Annotated in this window: 15 protein-coding genes; 8 read left to right on the plus strand and 7 right to left on the minus strand. The window is 46.6% G+C overall.

What is annotated here, in order from left to right; genetic code table 11:
* Positions 1-253 precede the first annotated feature (253 nt).
* The 4 genes from V1L65_RS25840 to V1L65_RS25855 all read right to left on the minus strand — a co-directional run bounded on the left by V1L65_RS25840 (position 254) and on the right by V1L65_RS25855 (position 4,150).
* A complete protein-coding gene (locus V1L65_RS25840) occupies positions 254-1,930 on the minus strand; it encodes a ribulokinase (protein ID WP_331702181.1) in 1,677 nt (558 codons plus the stop codon).
* Between the two features lie 524 nt (positions 1,931-2,454).
* Positions 2,455-2,949 (minus strand): GNAT family N-acetyltransferase, encoded by a 495-nt coding sequence (locus tag V1L65_RS25845; protein ID WP_331702182.1) that lies wholly within the window; start codon positions 2,947-2,949, stop codon positions 2,455-2,457.
* 125 nt (positions 2,950-3,074) lie between these two features.
* Positions 3,075-3,953 (minus strand): UTP--glucose-1-phosphate uridylyltransferase GalU, encoded by an 879-nt coding sequence (gene galU / locus V1L65_RS25850; protein WP_442955719.1) that lies wholly within the window; start codon positions 3,951-3,953, stop codon positions 3,075-3,077.
* 53 nt (positions 3,954-4,006) lie between these two features.
* Positions 4,007-4,150: a hypothetical protein gene (locus V1L65_RS25855; protein WP_331702183.1), complete on the minus strand. Its 144-nt coding sequence runs from the start codon at positions 4,148-4,150 to the stop codon at positions 4,007-4,009.
* Between the two features lie 200 nt (positions 4,151-4,350).
* On the opposite strand from V1L65_RS25855, the gene trxB reads away from it, so the two are divergent.
* On the plus strand, positions 4,351-5,292 hold the full coding sequence (gene trxB, locus V1L65_RS25860; protein WP_331702184.1) for a thioredoxin-disulfide reductase: 942 nt from the start codon (positions 4,351-4,353) through the stop codon (positions 5,290-5,292).
* Positions 5,293-5,380: 88 nt separating this feature from the next.
* The gene (locus V1L65_RS25865) at positions 5,381-6,820 is read left to right on the plus strand and encodes an MATE family efflux transporter (protein WP_442955720.1); all 1,440 of its coding nucleotides are present in this window, start codon (positions 5,381-5,383) and stop codon (positions 6,818-6,820) included.
* Positions 6,821-7,315: 495 nt separating this feature from the next.
* Here the strand turns inward: V1L65_RS25865 and V1L65_RS25870 are convergent, their stop codons facing one another.
* Positions 7,316-9,076, minus strand: coding sequence for an extracellular solute-binding protein (locus V1L65_RS25870; RefSeq protein WP_331702187.1), 1,761 nt, complete (start codon positions 9,074-9,076; stop codon positions 7,316-7,318).
* Positions 9,077-9,358: 282 nt separating this feature from the next.
* Between V1L65_RS25870 and V1L65_RS25875 the strand changes: the two genes are divergently transcribed.
* Positions 9,359-9,793 carry a Dps family protein gene (locus V1L65_RS25875; protein WP_331702188.1) on the plus strand — a complete coding sequence of 145 codons (435 nt, stop codon included), beginning with the start codon at positions 9,359-9,361 and terminating at the stop codon, positions 9,791-9,793.
* A 569-nt stretch (positions 9,794-10,362) separates the two neighbouring features.
* On the opposite strand, the gene V1L65_RS25880 is transcribed toward V1L65_RS25875, so the two are convergent.
* Positions 10,363-11,001, minus strand: coding sequence for a fumarylacetoacetate hydrolase family protein (locus tag V1L65_RS25880; protein WP_331702189.1), 639 nt, complete (start codon positions 10,999-11,001; stop codon positions 10,363-10,365).
* Between the two features lie 191 nt (positions 11,002-11,192).
* Positions 11,193-13,181 carry an ABC-F family ATP-binding cassette domain-containing protein gene (locus V1L65_RS25885; protein WP_331702216.1) on the minus strand — a complete coding sequence of 663 codons (1,989 nt, stop codon included), beginning with the start codon at positions 13,179-13,181 and terminating at the stop codon, positions 11,193-11,195.
* A gap of 226 nt (positions 13,182-13,407) precedes the next feature.
* Here V1L65_RS25885 and V1L65_RS25890 point away from each other — a divergent pair, with 226 nt between their 5' ends.
* From V1L65_RS25890 to V1L65_RS25910, 5 genes are all read left to right on the plus strand, one after another.
* Complete coding sequence (locus tag V1L65_RS25890; protein ID WP_331702190.1) at positions 13,408-14,820, plus strand: right-handed parallel beta-helix repeat-containing protein; 1,413 nt, start codon at positions 13,408-13,410, stop codon at positions 14,818-14,820.
* On the plus strand, positions 14,817-15,401 hold the full coding sequence (locus V1L65_RS25895) for a nitrous oxide reductase accessory protein NosL (protein ID WP_331702191.1): 585 nt from the start codon (positions 14,817-14,819) through the stop codon (positions 15,399-15,401). Before V1L65_RS25890 ends, V1L65_RS25895 begins: the two co-directional genes overlap by 4 nt.
* Before the next feature lie 148 nt (positions 15,402-15,549).
* Complete coding sequence (locus V1L65_RS25900) at positions 15,550-16,368, plus strand: ABC transporter permease (RefSeq protein ID WP_331702192.1); 819 nt, start codon at positions 15,550-15,552, stop codon at positions 16,366-16,368.
* The gene (locus V1L65_RS25905) at positions 16,361-17,092 is read left to right on the plus strand and encodes an ABC transporter ATP-binding protein (protein WP_331702194.1); all 732 of its coding nucleotides are present in this window, start codon (positions 16,361-16,363) and stop codon (positions 17,090-17,092) included. Before V1L65_RS25900 ends, V1L65_RS25905 begins: the two co-directional genes overlap by 8 nt.
* 26 nt (positions 17,093-17,118) lie before the next feature.
* Positions 17,119-17,526 (plus strand): hypothetical protein, encoded by a 408-nt coding sequence (locus V1L65_RS25910; RefSeq protein ID WP_331702195.1) that lies wholly within the window; start codon positions 17,119-17,121, stop codon positions 17,524-17,526.
* Positions 17,527-17,543 lie beyond the last annotated feature (17 nt).

Here is a 17,543-nt window from a genome sequence, read left to right on the forward strand (position 1 = left end):
CACAGTAAGAACAATTGCTGGTTACTCTTTAACATTTCAATTTTTTGTTGAAGATACTCATCTAAATGTACATGCTCTAGCAAAACATTATGCTTCCGTCAACGCTTTCGTCAATGGTCGCTCATATGATGGCATTATTATCGCAAAATTAAACAGTATGCTTCCTCACGCGCTTTAATCAGCGGCCCTCTCTTGTCATCCCATGATCTAGTAATACTCTCTTGATCGTTTTGTTGGCAAATGACTCTTCGCATTAGTTTGCGGCTTGCCCTTCTTTAATCACTCTAAGGCGTTTCATTACGTCATTTCCGCCTCTGCCGAAGTAATCATGCAGCTGCAAATATTCCAAATACAGCTGATCATAAATAGCTGCACGCTGCGGATCAGGCTTATAGGTTTCCTCGCGCACTCGTCCCATTGCTGCGGCAGCGTCAACCAGGCTATCATAGCCGCCCTTATCGGAACCGGCAGCAACAGCGCCATACATCGCCGCGCCTAGTGCATTAGTTTGCTTGGAATCGGCAATTTTGATTTCTTTATTCGTAACGTCCGCGTAAATTTGCATCAATAACGCATTTTTTTGCGGCAAACCGCCGCAAGCATACAACTCATCTATAACAAAGCCGTTCTGCTCAAATGCTTCGATAATTTTACGAGTGCCGAATGCAGTTGCTTCAAACAAGGTTCGGTATATTTCCCAAGGCTTAGTCAGAAGATTAAGACCTACGATTGTTCCAGTCAAACTCGGATCTACAAGTACGGAACGATTGCCATTCCACCAGTCAAGCGCAAGCAGGCCGGACTGCCCAGGAGACAGCTCGCTCGCTTTGCGCGTTAAATACTGATGCACCGACTCCCCCGCCGCTTCTGCATCTTTATGAATATAAGCAGGTACGGCTTCCTCAACATACCATTCAAAAATATCGCCTACCGCTGCTTGCCCAGCCTCGTAAGCATAGTATCCGGGTATAATGCCGTCCTCTACAACTCCGCCTACCCCTTCGACATGCTTTTCTTCATCGGCGAGCAGCAAATGGCAGATCGAGGTTCCCATCGCCATCACTAGCTTGCCGGGCGTAACAACGCCAACTCCCGGCATTCCCGCATGTGCATCAATAATGCCTACTGCTACGGCAGTGCCAGCCTCAAGGCCGATCCGTTCCGCCATTGCTGCTGTAAGCTCACCCGCCTTCGAGCCTAAAGACAGAACCTCGCCCCGCAGCTTTGTGTCATGAAGATTGACGAGTCTTGCATCCAGGCTTTCCAGGAACTCGTTAGACGGATAGCCATCCTGCTTATGCCAAAGCGCCTTATAGCCTGCTGTGCAGCTGCCCCGCTTTAACGTACCGGTCATTTGGCTAATAACCCAATCAACAGCTTCAACAAATTGATCACTTGCTTCAAAAATTTCAGGGGCTTCATCAAGTACCTGCCATATCTTGGCGTGCATCCATTCGCAAGAAATCGTTCCGCCGTAGCGAGGCAGCCATTTCTCCCCGCTCGACAGCGCCTGACTCGTAATCTGATCCGCTTCCTCCTGCGCCGCATGATGCTTCCAAAGCTTCACCCAGCTATGCGGATTATCGCGATACTGGGTCTGAACGCATAGCGGCGTGCCATCTGCGTCAATAGGCAATATCGTACACGCCGTGAAATCGATCCCGATACCGATAATATCACTTGGTTCAACACCTGACTGCTGAACGACAGCAGGAATAGATTGCTCTAAAACTTCAATATAATCAGCAGGGTGCTGCAGCGCCCAGTCATGCTCAAGCTTTGTGCCAGAGATAGGAAGCCGCTCATCAATGACATGGTGCCGGTATGGCGTTACATGCTCAGCAATTTCAGTTCCGTCATGCAAATCTACTAAAACCGCACGGCCAGATTGTGTACCATAATCCAATCCAATTGCATATTTTTTTGACATGAGTAGTACTCCCCTATTCCATGTTATCGATAACATTATCGACATCAGTATAGCATAACTTTTTCGAAAAAAGTATAACAATGTAAAGGATTTCAATTTGGTTTTACGGGAGGCTGCAGGTTTTACTTTATTACATCAAATTTGCTGAAAGGATACATAGACAATGCGGACGAGCTGCGGACCGTCTTTCTTTCAAACCTAAGAATGAAAGACTGCAAAAGTTAAACGCTAAAGAACTCGATTGGACACTATAACGAAGGAATAGGAGAGTGTTGGTTAATTGGGTTCAGTGGTTTCCATTTTCTAAACTGGTTTTCTTTATTCGATCTACAAGTGTGTTTAAACGCTTGACTTTTTCCTCGTTAATAGTGAAGGAATATCCTTGCTTGCTATAATATGAACCATGTCCACCGAATCTAAGGGATATTTTCGATTCATCTTTCAAGTAGTAAATTAATTTTGGCGTGAATTTAAAAAGCGCCCTGCCAAGCTCGAAAGCTCGCACAGAACGCTTGTTCAACAATTTACGAATTTGCCAGCAATCCGCGATATACCCCTGGCACGGAATCCGGTATTTCGATAGCGCCAACCTGCTTGGCATAGAAGTCCACCGGTCCTGCGGCACCAATGACGGCATAGCCGTAGCCTTCCTCCTTCATCGCATGCAGAGAAGCTAAAAGCAGCGCTTTACCTACGCCTTGTCCACGCGTTTCTTCAGATACGCCAGTCGGCCCAAAAAAGCCGCGCAAGGTGCTGTCATAGCATGCAAAGCCCAGCATCTTACTCTTGTTTGAACCCGGAATTTCAGCAGCGGCAATAAAACATGTTACAGGCTGTCTTGAAAAAGCAACCTCGCACTCGCTCTTCCAATATTCGCTGAAATGCTCCTGCGCCCATTTTGCTACAGCATTTTTCTCCGGGCCAAGGCCTCTGCGAATAACAATCCCTTTATTTTTCATATCCTCCATCACTGGTCCAAGCTCTGGCAGATCATACAACTTCACAAGCATATCCGGCATTTGAATATTCCTCCATAGCAGCGTATTTAATAATTAGCTATTAATGACACGCTAGTAGTTTATCACATTGTCTAAAGGTTTGTAATCACTCTCAATGGCGCTTGAACGGCCACCAGCGGTACCAGTTACTTCTCATATTCACGCAAGCGCTCCAGCATATAACGTCTCACACTTTCACTAAGATCCTCCCGCTCCAGCGCAAAATCAATAGTAGCCTCAATAAAGCCAAGCTTATCCCCAACATCATGCCGCCGTCCTTCAAAGCGATACGCCAATAAAGAGCTTAGCTTGTTCAGCTCCTGCAGACTGTCTGTCAATTGGATTTCTCCGCCCTTTCCAGGCTGAGCCTTCTCAAGCAAATCGAATATTGCAGGGTCCAGAACATATCGTCCGACTACCGCAAAATTTGACGGCGCAGTACCGGGGGCAGGCTTCTCTACAATCGATTGGACTTTTTCTACTGCATTTTTGCCTGAAATATCGACGATGCCGTATCGATGCGTTTGATCCTTTGGCACCTCCATTACGGCAACGACAGAAGTGCGCTGCTCTTCATATATATCTATCATACTTTTTAAACATGGAGGATTAGAGGTTAAAATATCATCGCCAAGCAGCACTGCAAATGGTTCATCGGCAATAAATCTGCGTCCGCACAACACAGCATGTCCCAGCCCTAGCGGCTCCTTCTGCCGGACATAGTAAATATCTGCCAACTGCGAAATATCACGCACAATTTGGAGCATCTCTTCATTGCCCCGCTCCTCCAGCTCCGCTTCCAACTCGAAAGATTTGTCAAAATGGTCCTCAATTGCACGCTTATGTCTGCCGCTTATAATTACAATGCTTTCAATGCCTGATTTAACAGCTTCCTCTACAATATATTGAATGGCCGGCTTATCAATAATAGGCAGCATTTCCTTGGGCTGGGCTTTAGTTGCAGGCAAAAAACGCGTCCCAAGGCCGCCTGCGGGAATAATCGCTTTACGAATCGTTCTTCTCACTGATATAACCACCTTTACTCTAATTGCTTTTGCGAGCCTTTCGAGGGTGTCGATTAATTGTGGATAGGGCAATAAGCAGTCGAAAGAGACGCTACTACGATCAAGTTTGGGATTCCGACCGCTTGGCCTACAAAGGCGGATGCTGCCACTTCTCCATTCCAATCTTGCTCTTCGTTCCCCATTCTTTTTGCTTGCAATAGTTGCCCACAATTAATCGACACCCTCCTTTCTTTCATTATAACCTGTAGCAATAGCAATATCCTATATTAAGACGCCCTGATTTTTTCAAAATCATTTCAATGTACTAGAAGGCTTACGGAACAGCATTGACATTTTTTCTTATTTATAATAATTTTAATTTACTATTCATTATATAGCATGACTAGGAGGTCATATTATGTATAAAACGATTATTGTCGGAACCGGACCTGCGGGACTAACGGCCGCTATATATTTGGCTAGAGCAAATATGCAGCCATTAGTAATTGAGGGCTGGCAGCCTGGAGGACAGCTTACAACTACGACTGAAGTGGAAAACTTCCCGGGCTTTCCAGACGGCATTCTAGGCAGCGAGCTTATGTCTAATATGCGCAAGCAAGCTCAGCGTTTCGGAGCACAATTTAAAACTGGCGCTGTTAAAAGCATTGATTTCAGTAAGCAACCTTATACGTTGGAAGTAGAAGGATTGGGAGCTTTGCAAGCAGAGACCGTTATTATATCAACTGGCGCTTCCGCTAAATATTTGGGCATTCCTGGGGAGCAAGAAAACTTAGGCCGCGGGCTAAGCACTTGTGCAACCTGCGACGGGTTCTTCTTCCGGGGCAAAAAAATTACCGTAATCGGCGGAGGCGACTCTGCAATGGAGGAAGCTTCATTCCTTACGCGCTTTGCCACCGAGGTTCGCATCGTTCACCGCAGAGATGAGCTGCGTGCCTCCAAAATAATGCAGGATCGGGCAAAAGCCAATCAAAAAATGAAATGGAGCCTCAACCGCACGCCTCTTGAAGTAGTAGCAACTGAGAACGGGGTACAAGCGCTCAAGGTTCGCAATAACCTTACAGGCGAAGAAGAATTGCTTGAAACAGAAGGAATATTTGTATCCATCGGTCATACGCCAAACACAGCTTTTCTAAACGGACAAATTACTACAGACGAGCAAGGCTACATCATCGTTAAGCCGGGCAGCTCGGAAACGAATATTCCCGGCGTATTCGCCTGCGGAGACGTGCAGGATAAAACGTACCGCCAAGCCATTACGGCGGCAGGCAGCGGCTGTATGGCGGCACTTGATTGCGAGCGCTACTTGGAAGCGCAGGCTGATGCTGCTATTACCGTATAATCGAAAGCTGCTGAATGAATCACAGTTGGGGATAGGATTTGCCTTCCTGATATGCTAATATGATTTATTGGCTATTTACATCAGGAAGGTGACACACTTGACAAACGCTTCATCGTTGGAAAATTCCTCCGTCAGCAGCAAACATTTAAACTTATTTTTATTAACCTGGCCTATATTTATAGAGCTGTTTCTCTTCATGTTTATGGGGATCGCCGACACGCTGATGATCAGTGCCATATCGGACAATGCTGTATCAGGCGTCGGCGCCGCGAACCAATACCTGCTTATTGCTATTTTGCTGCTAGAGGTAGTAGGAAACGGTGCTTCCATCGTTGTTGCCCAATATATTGGGTCGCGCAATTATTTGGGGGCTTCCAAAATTGCCGCGCTTGCGATCACACTCAATTTATTAGTCGGATTACTGATTAGCTTGTTATTTTTCCTTTGTAACGGAATTTTACTGCAGGCAATTAACCTGCAAGGTGAAGTGCTCATACATGCGAAAAGCTATTTGACAATAGTAGGCAGCTTTATATTTTTGCAGGCGATCATTAATTCGATTTCAGCAATTATTCGCGTTTATGGCTATACGAAGCAAGCGATGTTTGTGTCGCTGGGCATGAACATTATTCATATTATCGGAAACTACCTGCTTATTTTTGGCAAGCTCGGATTTCCGCAGCTTGGCGTTGAAGGGGCAGCCATCTCCTCAGCCGCAAGCCGGCTGCTAGCTCTGATTGTGTTCATCTGGCTGCTGTACAAAGTGCTGCCTGTACGTATCCATCTGCACTATTACTGGACGCTGTCCAAGGAGTATGTAGGCAAAATATTAAAGATAGGCATTCCGGCCGCGCTTGAGCAGGTTCTCTATCATACCTGCCAGCTCGTATTCCTGTTCTACATTACGTATCTTGGCGAGACAGCGCTGGCTGCGAAAAACTATGTCAGCAATATCGCAATGATTACAATCAATGCATCGCTGGCGATCGGCATGGGAACATCCATCATTATAGGCAGACTTATTGGTGCAGGCGAACAGACGAAGGCGTATTATCGCGTTTGGAAAAGTACTATTTGGGCGGTCGGCGTCTCGCTTGTCTTAATTAGTGGAATTGTCTTGTTCAGATACCCGTTAATGAGCGTTTTTACCGAGAATAGAGAAATTATCGAGCTGGGAGCTCAAATTCTGCTCTTATGCTTCATTCTGGACACGGGACGTTCAGTTAATATCGTTTTAGTCAATTCCTTGCGCGCTGCCGGAGATGCTAAATTTCCGCTGTATATGGGATTGATATCGATGGCTTGCATGAGCCTGCCTCTTGGCTGGCTGCTTGCTTTCCATTACAATCTCGGACTTGCCGGCATATGGCTGGCAATTGCTGCAGATGAGTGGCTGCGGGCTGTCATTATGTTTTTCCGCTGGCGCAGCCGCGCTTGGGAAAAGCATCGCTTAGTCGATCAAGCGCCATTAAAACAGAAGGAAAAACGGGTTCGCCGGCAAAACGTCCCCTATAATCAGCTGCCATAATTGCCTAACGGTTGCCATAGAGGCTATTTCGATTATTTTAGCTCATTTGAGTTTTTAACGGTTGTCACGAGCGTTATTGTACCCTTTCTCGTGCAAAATCAGTGCTTTTTGGGAAATTAAGCGCAACAGCAACCGTTAGAAAATTTAAACCATCAATTTTGCACGAATAGCGTTTGTGGCAACCCTTAGAAAATTTAAACCATCATTTTTTCACCAATAGCGTCTGTGGCAACCCTTAGAAAATTTAAACCATCATTTTTTCACCAATAGCATCTGTGGCAACCCTTAGAAAATTTAAACCATCATTTTTTCACCAATAGCGTCTGTGGCACCCTTAGAAAATTTAAACCATCATTTTTGCACCAATAGCGTCTGTGGCAACCCTTAGAAGTTGATCTTTGCTCAGTAATTTTTAAAAAAAGCAGCGATACCGCTTTAAAAGCGGCTCGCTGCTTTTTCGTATTTGCTATTTTCACCATTCCGTTTAGTCTTGCCTTATTTTTTAGAAAAAGCGTCCATAATGGAAACATAATCGTTATTCTTTTGCAAATTGCTGATGTACTGGTCCCACTGATCTATCGTTGCTGCCCCCATAATAACCTTTACCTTCAACTGCAGCATTTCTTCGTCCAGCTGATACTTAATGGAGCGCTGTTGATTATCGAGCTTAGCATACAATTGGGTTTCAAGCAGCGGCTTCGCTGCAATCAACTCTCTCGCTTCAGCTATTTGATTGTAGCGTTCTTTTATAGCTTTCGACGCGTTATCTAGCTTCACTTCAGATGTGCCCGTAATCTCCTTGGCGAAATGGCGAAGCTGGTCATCTTGCTTCTGATCATTTGCAATCGTGTGGAGAGCATTCATCATTTCTAAAGCGCCGTCAAGCTTCTCTTTCTTTGACAGGCTGCTGACAATGTAAGCGCCTTGATAAGCAGATTGCGCGCCTGTTACGGCTTGCGCGGAATCGGAGCTTTTAAGCGATATTAGCGGCTTAAATTGCTGCTTGCTGTCCATCTCTGCCTCAGCAGCTTCAGCAAGCTTCATGGCAAGGAAGCCTGCTTTGCCATCCTTAAAGCCTTTAGTGGCAGCTTCTTTTGTCAAAACAAAAACTTCCGGATCAATTAAGCCTTCTGCGTAAGCTTTAGTTAACCATTGCAAAGCTTTTCTTGTTCCTTCCGATGCGGCAAGATCAACCAGCTTGCCGTCCTTCAGCTCATAACGCGAAGCATTTTCATTAAAGACGTGCTCTACCCATGCCAGTGTGCCGAGACTGTTCTTATCGATATATCCTGTCAGCCCATACGTGTCTTTTTTGCCATTGGCATCAGGATCATTTGTAGTAAACATTTTCATGACTGTATACAATTCATCCATCGTTCTCGGAGCGACAAATCCTAGCCGATCCAGCCAATGTTCATTTGCAACCGGAAAGCTAGCATCAATTGAAGAAGCTATTTTAGGAATAGCATACAGGTCATTATAAACAGCTCTAACTTCCTCGACAGCTTGTTCTGAAAGCTTATTTAAAGCTGAATACTTTGTTATATGGCTATCAAGCTTCCATGTTATAGAAGACAGCAGATCAAGCGGAAAAATGGTAATGTCAGGGGTGTAGGATAAATCGGCCATATCTCCCGCTGCGATCATGAGATTCAACTTCTCCTGATAATAATCAGCAGGAATATGCTCCCATTGTACAGAAATCTTATTATTTTCCTCCAGATGCTTGCTAAGCTGCTTTACTAATTCCACGGTATCAGTCTCTGACTGCGCCTCAGACATCCGCAGGGCAATCCTGATATTTTTCATTTCTTTAGTGGTGATTTCTACAGTTTCCTCACTGGCTTGCCAGCTTACTGAACGACCATCAGCTTCAGCCGTAAATCTAAGCGGTATATACACTTCACCATCAAGCATATGTACTGGCTTTGGCAATTGATAGGCAGCATTATTGATCGTGGCAATCTTTTGGTCTAACGAAAATCGCAGCTCCGTACCATACTTGAAGCCTGCAAGCTGCTTCGTTTCTTCATTCCAGCCCACATTAAAACCAAGGCTTTCAAGCAGTGTCCTGGCAGGTGCCATCGTAATGCCATCCTTCACATATGGCTCTTGATTAAAAGCTATTGCTTCGCCATTCAACAGCACCTTCGGCCGCTTGCTATTCGCTATGTCCTCAGCCGTATCAGCAAATACAGCCGCCGGGAACATCGCCAGCATACATAAAGTAATAATAATTCCAAACGCCTTCCTCATCTTATCCCGCCTTTCCTAAGACATGAAATGATAGTTACCCTTTTAACCTTACCAAATGTTAACAATATTGCCAATGTGTTTTCCATATCTTGTTCTAAAAGAGTTTTAAACGAATAGCACGAAGCTTAAACAACTGTCATTCTGATAAAGAGAATAGGTCTTGACTTCTTCGCTCTTATTTGTAATAATTATAAATAAGGAATTAATATAAATAATATTTCTGTTTCAGAATAAATTTATTGGTTTAGATAAATTCTATAGGAAAAGGAAGGATGAGAAATAATGACTTTACACAATGAACTAAACAAACAAATTGCCAACTGGAGCACGCTATACATTAAACTGCACAATTACCACTGGTATGTGAAGGGCTCGCAGTTCTTTACACTACATGAGAAATTTCAAGAATTGTATGAGGAAGCTGCCCTGCATGTCGATGAGATTGCTGAACGTTTGCTTGCCGTCAAAGGTAAGCCTATTGCAACGATGAGCGATTATTTGAAAACTTCCAGCATAAAAGAAGCAAATAATATCGAAACTGCGGAGCAGATGGTCGATCAGCTTATCGCTGACTTTACGACAATTATTCAAGAGCTGAAAACGGCCATGAATATCGCGCAGCAAGAAAATGATGAAACGACTGCGGATATGCTGCTTGCTATTCATACTTCACTTGAAAAGCATGTTTGGATGCTTAGCGCGTTCAACGGCAGATAATCGATTTTCCTTAACCTAATGAGACATACTGCAAAAAGCTGTTCTCCAGCAGGCAAGCCTGCCAGGGAACAGCTTTCTTCTTTTCGCCCAAAATCCGTATTCACCTCATTATTTTCTGGAAAAATATACAATGAAGAATAGACAGGTGCTCGTGGAAACTAAGTACATTTTATGTACCAACCTATAATGTAGTTTTTCAGAGGCGGCATCGCATCAAGTTTGGGCTGACGACCGCTGTTGTACGCCAATTTTTGACTCCTATAAAATCTGTAATGGTTAAAACGCGAGAAGCTGATTGGATTGGAGCACTTACTTTGCAAAATTGTAACGGTCACAAATGACCGTAGGAGCCTTGTTTTCCGCCATTTGAATTGTAAACGGACAATAATGTCCCTTACATAGCTTTTTCCCTTTAAAATAGCTGATTTGGTCGTATAAAGGTCACCAGTGTCCGTTACAATTATTTTTACGCCATTTTTGCCAGCTAAGGGTCACTTATGTCCGTTAGAGTTCCTCATAAATAAAAAAGCCTTCCTGAACCCGTCAAGATGACTTTTCATTATGACCAATTAGCCACCAAGCTTTATAACGCAGCCGCCCAGCTTTTGCCCGCCCCAGTATGCTTCGAACTTATCCTTATCGCACAGGGCTCCAACTCCTGCAGGAGTTCCTGTAAAAATAATATCGCCAGGACCAAGGCCATACTGCTCCTCTATATATTGAACGAGCTGTCCGATGCTTAGCAGCATATCCTTCGTGCAGCCGCGCTGCACCTCCTGCCCGTTGCGCACCAATGTAAATTCCTGCTCGGCAAGCGCAGCTTCGCCCGGATATTCTATCCATCGGCCAAGCGTTGCAGATTGCTTGAAGCCTTTGGCAGGCAACCACGGCAAACCTTTCGCTTTCAGTCCGCTTTGAATATCGCGCAGCGTCAAATCCAATCCCAGCGTCATCGCCTCGATATACCTGTCAGGCTGCAAACCCGGCGCATACCGGTCACCGACTCTAATCACGATTTCCAGCTCGTAATGAATCTCGCCCTTATCATCCGGCAGCTGCAGCTCGCTATCGTCTAGCAGGGCCGCAGCGTGAGATGGCTTCATGAAAATTAGCGGCTCGCTTGGCACCTCGTTGCCAAGCTCCAGCGCATGCAAGCGGAAGTTACGGCCTACGCAATAAATATTCCCAATCTTCAGGCTGTCGGTCATCGATTACTTTCCTCTCTATATCCAAATTCACCGCGGCACACAGCTTCCACTAGCTCTGCTTCTGTGCTGTTGATTGCTATGCAAAGCTTCCGCGAACCCAATGTTGTTTTCTAAGCAAGCTTATTTAAGCCGATGCTGCTTGCTAAGCTTAGTCCTGCTTGTGCACCGCTTTTCTCAGTTAACAGCTTCCACTAGCCCTGCTTCTGTGCTGCTATTTGCTCAGCCAGCTCATTCAGCTCCGTCCAGCGATCCATTAGCTGCTCCAGCTTCTCTTCCAGCTGCTGCTGCTCCAGCATAAGCTCCTGCAATCGGCCTGCATCGCTGCTCGCTCCATCCATTTGCTCTCCTACTGCTGCCAGCTGCTGCTCGGCCTCTGCAATCCAGTCATCAATCTGCTCAAAGTCCCTTTGCTCCTTGTAGGACATCTTAAGCGCCCGACCTTTTGCAGCGCTGCTGGTTGCTTCATTCGCATCCAGGGAAGCAGCACCCTCAGCAGAGACTGAAGCTGCTTTGCTGCTATTATCTGTCCGATTGCCCTTTGCAGCTGCGGAGTCGGAACCAGCTTGTCCCGAAAGCGCCTCTTTTTTCTGCACAGCCTCAAAGTATTCCGAGTAGTTGCCTTCATGCTCTTCAACTATGCCATCGCCTTCAAACGAAAAGATCGTATCTACTGTCCGGTCCAGGAAATAGCGATCATGGGAGACGATAAATACGACGCCCGGAAATTCATCCAAATATTGCTCCAATACCGTTAAAGTCGCAATATCCAAATCATTGGTAGGCTCGTCCAGCAGCAGCACATTCGGCGCATTCATCAATACGCGCAGCAGCTGCAGACGGCGCTTCTCGCCGCCGGACAGCTTGCTGATCGGCGTCCACTGCATCGTTGGGGAGAATAAAAAGCGCTCTAGCATTTGAGCGGCTGATATCGTCGTACCATCAGCTGTCCGCACCTGCTCCGCATCCTGCCGTATATATTCAATTACACGCATGTTGTCATCCATCTCGTCATGCTCTTGCGCGAATACGCCCAGCTTGACCGTCATGCCCAGCTCTATCGTGCCTTCGTCCGGCTCCAGCTGGCCTGCAATCAGCTTAAGCAGCGTAGATTTGCCCATTCCGTTGCGTCCTACAATGCCGACCCGATCCTCAGGAACGGCGATAAAGCTAAAATCGCGTATAAGCTCTTGTCCGCCCAGCGATTTGCTGACATGCTCAAGCTCCACAATTTTGCGGCCGAGACGAGCCGAGGCAACGGATACGTCGAGCTTTCCGCCGCTCGCCTTTGGCGCATCTGCCTTCAAGGCCTCAAAGCGGTCGATCCTCGCTTTCTGCTTCGTCGTACGCGCCTTCGCACCGCGCCTTATCCAGGCAAGCTCTCGGCGAAGCAAGTTTTGGCGCTTAGCCTCCGAGGCTGCCTCACGCTCCTCGCGCTCCAGCTTCAGCTCCAAAAAGCGGCTATAGTTAGCTTGATAGAAATAAGCCGTGCCTTGATCCAGCTCGATTACGCGATTGCTTACCCGATCCAGAAAATAGCGGTCATGCGTGATCATAATAAGCGCGCCGCGCCGCTTTTGAAGCATCCCTTCGAGCCAAGCTACCGATTCATTATCGATATGGTTCGTCGGCTCATCCAAAATCAGCACGTCTGACGGCAGCAGCAATGCAGCCGCCATCGCTACCCGCTTGCGCTGCCCGCCCGACATCGCATCGACAGGCTTGTCGAACTCGGCAATGCCGAGACGGGACAGCACATTCTTTGCCTCGCTCTCCAGCGTCCACGCATCAAGCTCATCCATCGTCTGATTCGCTTTAATAAGCTCCTTTTGGAGCGCTTCATCTGAAGGGTTAAGCTCCAAGCCCTGCATAATGCGGGCATACGCCTGCACAGCGCGCAGCTGTGCCGAATCTCCTCCAAGCACATGCTCAAGCGCCGTTTCACCCGGCTGGAATACAGGGTCCTGCGCCAGCATCCGTACCGCAACCTGTCTGCCGATCGTCACCTTGCCCGAATCCGGCTGCTCCAGCCCGGCTATTACTTTCAACAGCGTTGATTTGCCTGTTCCGTTGACTCCGATAATACCAATTTTGTCACCCTCCTCCACGCCGAAGGTCACATTTTCAAACAATATTTTTTCGCCATAGCTCTTTGTAATTTGCTCAGCTGATAATAAATGCATCATTAAAACCTACTTTATCAAGAGTAATTGTCTTTATTATATCGACACTCGTATCATATCACATTCCATATAAGCTCTGCATATTCGATTGCTATCAGCATGCAGTCACGTTTTGTTCACAAATCGGTTGCACCGCGCAAAAATGTAGCCCGTTTGAGTTATAGCGATTCGCGAGCCGGCAAGGCAAACTAATAGTAACATCACTTGGAAGGAGCGGTTCAATGACATGCAGCATAAGTATATGAAGCTGATGGCCGTATTTATGTTATGTCTGCTCGGCGCTGCCAGCCCCCCACTTGCTGCAGCCAGCCCAGAGGCATCAGGCATTTCTGTACTGCAAGCTCCAATGGCGATGCTCGACGATGCTCAGGCTGCCTCCCCTTTGCAGTCCATCGTCGATAATGCCAACCCCGGAGACACTATTATTTTGCCAAGCGGTAAATATGAAGGTCCCGTTACAATAAATAAACAGCTTACTATTGCAGGTGCCCATAAAGATGAAGTCATCCTTACAAGCAGCACTGATCAACCAGTAGTTACTATTTTAGCTGATAACGTAAGCTTACAGGACATAACAATCAAGGATGAAAGGATGCTTCCATTGACTGCAGCAATTGAAGTATCCAGCAGCGACAATACCCTTGAAAATCTAATCATACTTACACGAGGCACGGGCATTCAGTTAATAGAAGCCAGCCGCAACAAACTGGAGCACTTGTTGATTGAAGGCTTGCGCAAGCAAAGCATATATGGAACGCATGACGAGCATTCCTCCCGTAAAGGCAACGGAATAGACCTGCAGCTCTCGCATCATAATCTGCTTGCCAATAATTCGATCAGCCATATGTTCGACGGCATTTATATTGAGGAGAGCAACAACAATACGGTCACGGGCAATGAGGTTACCTCTTCCCGATATGGCTATCACTTTATGTTCAGCGATGACAACGAGCTTTTGCGCAATGTTGGGATGCATAATGTGACTGGCGCCATGATTATGGGCGTTAAACGTACAATCGTACAAGAGAACGTCTTCTACAAGCAAACGGAAAGCGTTACAGCTCAAGGGCTGTTGTTATTCGATGTCTACGACTCCGTAATCGAGCGCAATCGCATTCAAGGCAATCGAGTCGGCATTTATGTGGAGCATGCGCAAAATAACCAGCTTCGCTTTAATGATATTTCCCGTAATTTTATTGGCCTTCAGCTGCTGGATGCCAGCAGCAACAACATTGCAAGCAATACGTTTATCGCCAACGTCATACAAGCTCAAGCGCATAAAAGTGACGGAAATAACGTCGAGCGCAACTATTGGGATGACGCACAGAACATTGATCTGACTGGCAGCGGCTACAGCTCCCTGCCCTATCAGGTTGATCCCTTTTTTCTAACCTTGACAGAGGCGATACCGCCTTATCAGCTATTTTTCGGCTCGCCGGGCATGCAGTTTTTCGAAAGCTTGTTTGCCGGAGCCGGCAAAGAGCAGCTGCAGGATACAAAGCCGCTCATGAAGCTGGCCGAGCTGACAGATGACCAGGAAGCGGCTGCGCCATCAGCCGTTGCCGGGGCTGCCAGCGCCGTTGTTACAGCAGGCTGTTTATTATTTATATTTTTTGCAGGAGGAAGAAATAAAAGATGAAAAAACCATTTGTACTAATATTAATGCTGTCCTTAATAGTCGCTGCGGCTGCGGGCTGCGGCGCAAAAAAGAAATTTGAGCCTTCACCTATTCAAGAGGGCGTCGATACTTGCGCGGTATGCAAAATGATGATCACGGACGATCATAATGCGACTCAAATTATTTTAAATAACGGCAAGGCTTATAAATTTGACGATATCGGCGACCTGTTCGTATGGCTTAACGACAATAAAGATGCGGATATTAACGTCAAGTACGTGAGGGATTATCATACCAAGGAATGGATTGAGCTGGAGGACGCCTTCTACACTTATGATGAATCCTTCAAAACGCCGATGAGCTTCGGGGTATACTCCTTCAAAAATAAATCCGAGGCTGAGGCGTACATCAAGGAGCAGGGCAAAGGTGTACTGATGACTGCAGCGGAGCTTAATAATCATAGCTGGAAAAGCACAATGAGCCACGATGGACATGACCATCATGGCGAGCAGCACGATCAGGAGCAGGGCGAGCATAGCCATAGCGATGAGCATGGTCAGGAGCAAGGCGAGCATAGTCACAGCGATGATAAAATTTCGTGAAGACAACAGCGGCCGTAAGGGATACCCTGCTAGCGGGAAACTAAATGGTCTCCATTCATAGCTTTCTCCAACACATTGAAGAACTAGCGACTGCTAGTTCTCTCTGCCGTTAGTATCAACAATAATGAAATAGAGGATGTGTTCGCGAATGATCGTCTGGCATATCGCATGGCGAGAAATTCGACTCGGATTTCGCAATCCATGGGCATACAGCTTCCTTGCGCTGTTTTCATTTTTCAGCCTGGCTCTGCTGCTCGTGCAATCTCAAAATACTTTGCAAGGTTACACGCATACAACAGGCTCGATGATTAACCTGGTACTATACTTGCTGCCGTTGATGACGATGCTGCTGGGTTCCTTCTCTTTAACCTCGGAAAAAGAAGATGGCGGCTGGGAGCTGCTGTCCACTTATCCGCTGTCTGCTTTCCAGCTGCTGCTGGGCAAATATATCGGGCTGGTAATTGTCCTCAGCACGATTGTCTGCTTTGGCTATGGGCTGTCTGGCGTGTTCGGCTGGCTGCTCGGCAATTCTTTTACAGGTGCGTCGCTCGTCTTTTTCATGCTGCTGTCGCTTCTTCTCGTGCTGCTTTTTCTTGGCATAGCGCTGCTGGCAGGTACAATTGCCGCTAATCGCTGGCAGGCGCTTACGATCGGAGTCGGCATTTGGTTTGTATTTATTATAGGCTGGAGCACGCTGCTGATTGCTGTGTTAGGCTGGCTTCCCTATTTATGGATTAAGCCTGCAATCGTTTTTTTAACGTTTTTCAACCCAGCGGAGCTGATTCGGATCTTTATGGTTGTCAAAATAGGCGGAGGCTCTATATTCGGACCTGAATATGCACAGTGGATTGACTGGATTCGCGGTTCATGGGGCTCGCCGATATTTATCGGCGTATGCATGTTATGGATAACAATCTCCTTGCTGCTTGCGATCGCCCTTTGGGAGAGGAGGAGAAAAATTGACTAATCCCTTTATTCAAATTGAGCAGGTCAGCAAAAAGATCGGCAAACAGCAGATCGTCCATCCTTTCAGCTTGAAGCTGGAGGCTGGGCAAACCTTGGCGCTTTGCGGCGGCAATGGCGCGGGAAAAAGCACCTTGCTGCGCATGATTGCAGGCATTATGCAGCCTTCTGAAGGACAAATCATGCTGGACGGCTTGCAATGGAAAAATAACCGCAAAGCCTATGCGGAGCTTATCGGCTTTATGCCCGATGATTTTCGTTTTGGCACAGCGCTGTCTGCCTGGGAGACGATCACTTTCTATGCTTCGCTGCGCGGCATCGGCAAGCAGCGCGCCGCTGAAGTGCTGCGCCTTGTAGATTTGTATGAGGCCCGCCATAAATCCGTCGCTGCCTTCTCCAAAGGAATGCGGCAAAGGCTGATGTTCGGCCAAGCTGTTCTGGCAAAGCCCAAACTGTTAATGATGGATGAGCCTACTAACGGCTTGGACCCTTATTGGACAGATATGTTTTCTCAGCTTGTTCTTGAGCTGAAAGCAGCCGGCACAACGATTATATTTTCTACGCACCATTTGCAAATTGCCGAGACTGTTGCGGATGAAGCGTTATTTTTGCATGAAGGCCGCATCATGAGCCACCGCACAATCGCCGAATACAGAGAAAGCTACGGATCAGCCGGATTGGCTGCCGTATTCACTGAATCCTCGCAGCAAAGTATAGCTTCAAAATAAATTGCTTCAGAAAGGAGCCGTATTCAATGATTCATACCGCTCAGCATGGCTTAAGAAAGCTGGCTGCGATTGCTTTCATTCCGGTTTTTGCCTTGCTCCTTAGCGCCTGCAATACAATAACGCCTCAAGGTGGAACCGAGGAAGAGGTGACCGCCGAGTTGACCGTCTCGCCAGCTGCTGCCAAAGCGGGCAAGCCAGTATCATTAATTTCTAAAATTAAAGGCTTAAAAAAATTAATTGATGTGGAGCTATATTATGAGTTAAAAAAAGACGGCACCGGCAAGCCCAAGCTTATAAAAGTTGAAGGACAAATAGAAGGCCGATTTATCGGCAAATGGGAGCCCGAGGAGCCAGGCATGTATGATGTCATCATCCATATTATTAATCCCGATATCCATGTCATCGTAAGAAAAGAAATGACCGTCGAAGCCTAAAGCTTTAACGGTCATTT

It is taken from the genome of Paenibacillus sp. IITD108, from assembly GCF_036541265.1.
GTDB lineage: Bacteria > Bacillota > Bacilli > Paenibacillales > Paenibacillaceae > Pristimantibacillus.